Raw genomic sequence first — 3,866 nt, 5'->3', positions numbered from 1 at the left:
CGGTTTCCGGCCCTCGCCGACGCGAGGCCACGGGATGACGGCAAAGCGGCCCGGCGTCAGAGCCGGCCGATCTCGAAATCGTAGCCGAGCAGCTTCGCGAGCTGCTTGAGCCGGCCCTCGACACGCTCGCTCGCCAAGGGCGCGAGGTCGTTCGGGAAGCGGAGCACCAGACGGCTGTCGACACAGCGCGCCGGGATGCGCGGCAGGATGCCGGCCATGCCGGCCGACAGCAGATAGGCGACGCGGAAAATCGCGGCGATCAGCGTGGCGCGGGCGAGCAGAGCGGGCGGCAGCAATGTCCTCAGCCCCTCGGCCGCAGGGGAACCCGCCTTCAGCCCCGCGTAGCGATGGAAGATCGTCAGCGCCAGGAAGGCACGCTCGACATGGTCGATGCCGGTGAAATAGGCATGGGCGATGACGTTCATGCTCTGCTCGCCGCGGTAATCCGGGTGGGCGCGCCAGCCGATGTCGGAGAGCAGGCAGACAGTCTCGATCAGCCGGTTCGACGGCTCGTCCTGCGGCAGGCCGGCGGTTTCCAGGATCCCGCGCGTCCATGCGATCAGATCGACCGCATGGCGCGGGTCGCGTGCACGGAGGAGATTGTAATCCCGGGCCGCCTGTAGCAACGGATCGGCCGTCTGCTCCTCGGACGAAAGCTGCTCATGCAGCAATCCCTCGCGCACGCCCTGCGCGGAGATGATGATGTTGCGCGGCTTGCCCCGCTTGATCAGCTCGTCGAGCACGAGAGCGCCATAGGCGAGCAGCGGCCGGCGCGCGGAGGAAACCGAATCGATGGCATCGAGCACCGAGGCGTCGGCGCGTTCGACCAGCTTGACGAAATCGGCGGCATCCTTCGGCGGAATCGCATAGGCATGCATCACATTGAGCGGATAGTTCGCCCGCCGCTGATGCAGCGTCGCCAGCGCGCGCCAGGTGCCGCCGACGGCGAAGAAGTCGCGCCCCTTCATCGCCGTGAGTTGCGGCAGCTTGTCGAGCTCGTCCTTCACGATCTTCTCGGCGGCGCGGATCGACCCTTTCGAGCGGTCCAGGAGGGCCAGGCCGCCGAGCGGGACGCTGGCGCCCTTCCCGACCTTGCCGTTCTTGACCGAGATCAGCTCGAGGCTGCCGCCGCCGAGATCGCCCACCACGCCGTCCGGGCCATCGAAACCGGAGATCACGCCCAGGCCGGAGAGAATGGCCTCGCGCCCGCCGGAGATCAGCTCGATCGGCTGTCCGATCGCCTTCTCGGCACGGGCGATGAAGTCCGGCCCGTTCTCGGCATAGCGCGCCGCCGCGGTTGCGATGACGCGCAGTTCGCCGACATGCATGGCGTCACAGAGGATGCGGAAGCGCACCAGCGCCTGGATCGCCTTCTCGATCGCATCCTCGGCCAGCCGCCCGGTCGAGGCGACCTGCCGGCCGAGGCCCGCCATCTCCTTTTCGTTGAAGACCTGCGACGGGGCGCGCGCCAGCATCTCGTAGACGACGAGGCGGACCGAGTTCGAACCGATGTCGACGATGGCAATGGTGTCGGAAAGCGCAAGCCGCCCCGGCGCGTGCCGGAGCTCAGGCTTTACGGCCTCCCCGGCGCGAGAGGGAACGGGGACTTGAATTGGAGAGCGATTTTCCACGTCCGGACAGGCTCGGGTTCGTCATGAAGTACTTATGCGCGTTGAACGGCTCTTCGTTCGGCGCGGGGACAATGCGGCGCGAGCCGCCATCGGGCAATATCGTCCAGCTCTGCTCGTTGTCGAGCAGATTGGCCAACATGATCTGATCCAGCAACTGCTGATGCACAGTCGGATTGAGGATCGGGGTCAGTGCCTCGACCCGCCGATCGAGGTTGCGCGGCATCAGATCGGCCGAGGAAATATAGACCTTGGCCTTCGGCGACGGCATCCCGTGGCCGGCGCCGAACGCGTAGACGCGGGTGTGCTCGAGGAAGCGTCCGATGATCGACTTGACGCGGATCTTCTCCGACAGGCCGGGCACGCCCGGCCGCAGGCAGCAGATGCCGCGGACGACGAAATCGATCTCCACGCCGGCCTGGCTGGCATCATAGAGCGCATCGATGATCTCGGGGTCGACCAGCGAGTTGCACTTGCCCCAGATCGCGCCCTTGCGGCCTGCCCTCACATGGGCGACCTCCTCCGCGATGTCGTCGAGCAGGCGCTGCTTCAAACTCGTCGGCGACACAGCCATGCGCTCCAACCCGGCAGGCTCGGCATAGCCCGTGATGAAGTTGAAGACGCGGGCGACATCCTGCGACAGCACGGGATCGGCCGTGAAGAAGGAGACGTCGGTGTAGATGCGCGCCGTGATCGGGTGGTAGTTGCCGGTCGCGATATGGCAGTAGCTGACGAGTTGCCCCGCCTCGCGCCGGACCACGAGCGACAGCTTGGCGTGAGTCTTGAGTTCGATGAAGCCGTAGACGACCTGGACGCCGGCACGCTCCATCTCCTTGGCCCAGCGGATATTCGCCTCTTCGTCAAAGCGCGCCTTGAGCTCGACCAGCGCGGTGACGGACTTGCCGGCCTCGGCCGCTTCGGTCAGCGCCTTGACGATCGGCGAATTGGCCGAGGTACGGTAGAGCGTCTGCTTGATCGCCACGACATTGGGGTCTCGCGCCGCCTGCTGCAGGAACTGCACGACGACGTCGAAGCTCTCATAGGGATGGTGGACGAGCAGGTCCTTCTGGCGGATCGCGGCGAGACAATCGCCACCATGCTCGCGGATGCGCTCCGGGAAGCGGGCGTTGTAAGGCTTGAACTTCAGGTCCGAGCGATCGACGCCGACGAGCTGCGACAGCTCGTTCAGGCCGATCATGCCGTTGACCTCGACCACCTCGTCGGCATCGACCTTGAGCTCCCGCACGATCAGGCGGCGCAGGTGATCGGGCATGCCGGTCGAGACTTCGAGCCGGATCACGACCCCGAGGCGACGCTGCTTCAGCATCGTCTCGAAAACGCGGACCAGATCCTCGGCCTCCTCCTCGATATCGAGGTCGGAGTCGCGGATGACGCGGAAGGAGCCGGTGCCCTTGACCTCGTAGCCGGGGAAGAGCTTGCCGATGAACAGCGAGACCGCATCTTCCAGCGTGATGAAGCGATGCAGCCCTTCACGGGCAAGGTCCGGCAGCTCGATGAAACGGTCGATCTTCACCGGCACGCGGATCAGCGCGTCGAGCTGTCGTCCGTCATTCTTGCGCTCCAGCGCGAGCGCGATGGTGAAGCCGAGATTGGGAATGAAGGGGAACGGGTGCGCCGGGTCGATCGCCAGCGGCGTCAGCACCGGGAAGACGTAGTTGAGGAAGTAGTCCTCCAGCCAGATCCGGTCCTGCGAGCCGATATCTCCGGGCTGCAGCAGGTGGATGCGATTCTCGTGAAGGTCGTGGCGCAGTTCCGCCCAGCGGGCCTGCTGATCGTCCGTGAGGGCCGAGACCGCCTGGCCGATCGCAACGAGCTGCTCGGCCGGGGTCAGCCCGTCCTGGCTGCGGGTCACCACGCCGGCCTTGAGCTGCTCGCGCAGGCCGGAGACGCGGACCATGAAGAACTCGTCGAGATTGTTCGCGGAGATGGAGAGGAAGCGAAGCTGCTCCAGCAGCGGGTGGCTGCGATTCGAAGCCTCCTCCATGACGCGACGGTTGAACTGCAGCCAGGACAGCTCGCGATTCATGAAACGGTCCGGCAGCTGGCGCAGCGGCGCCGCATCGGCCTCGCTGATCAGCTTCTCCGGCTCGTCGGTCACGGTCTCGAGGTTCATGCGCTTCACCCGCGTCCTGGTCGTCTTGCCGCTCATGGCGCCGTTGAAGCCATCCTAGCGTGACAGTTCGATGACTCCCACACCGTCGCTATGGATATTCGTGT

Annotated in this window: 2 protein-coding genes; both read right to left on the bottom strand. The window is 65.8% G+C overall.

Annotated features, from left to right (window positions below; all coding sequences use genetic code 11):
- Positions 1–56: 56 nt before the first annotated feature.
- Positions 57–1,631 carry an exopolyphosphatase gene (gene ppx / locus ACIPIA_RS11865; protein WP_400509722.1) on the bottom strand — a complete coding sequence of 525 codons (1,575 nt, stop codon included), beginning with the start codon at positions 1,629–1,631 and terminating at the stop codon, positions 57–59.
- Positions 1,567–3,762, bottom strand: a complete 2,196-nt coding sequence (locus ACIPIA_RS11860; RefSeq protein ID WP_400509723.1) for an RNA degradosome polyphosphate kinase — start codon at positions 3,760–3,762, stop codon at positions 1,567–1,569. The genes ppx and ACIPIA_RS11860 overlap by 65 nt, the downstream gene beginning before the upstream one ends.
- Positions 3,763–3,866: the final 104 nt, after the last annotated feature.

It is taken from the genome of Allobosea sp. CER48 (genome assembly GCF_044752385.1).
In the GTDB taxonomy this organism is placed as follows: domain Bacteria; phylum Pseudomonadota; class Alphaproteobacteria; order Rhizobiales; family Beijerinckiaceae; genus Allobosea.
The sequence above is the reverse complement of the archived record's forward strand: the minus strand, read 5'-3'. Positions and strand labels throughout refer to the sequence as shown.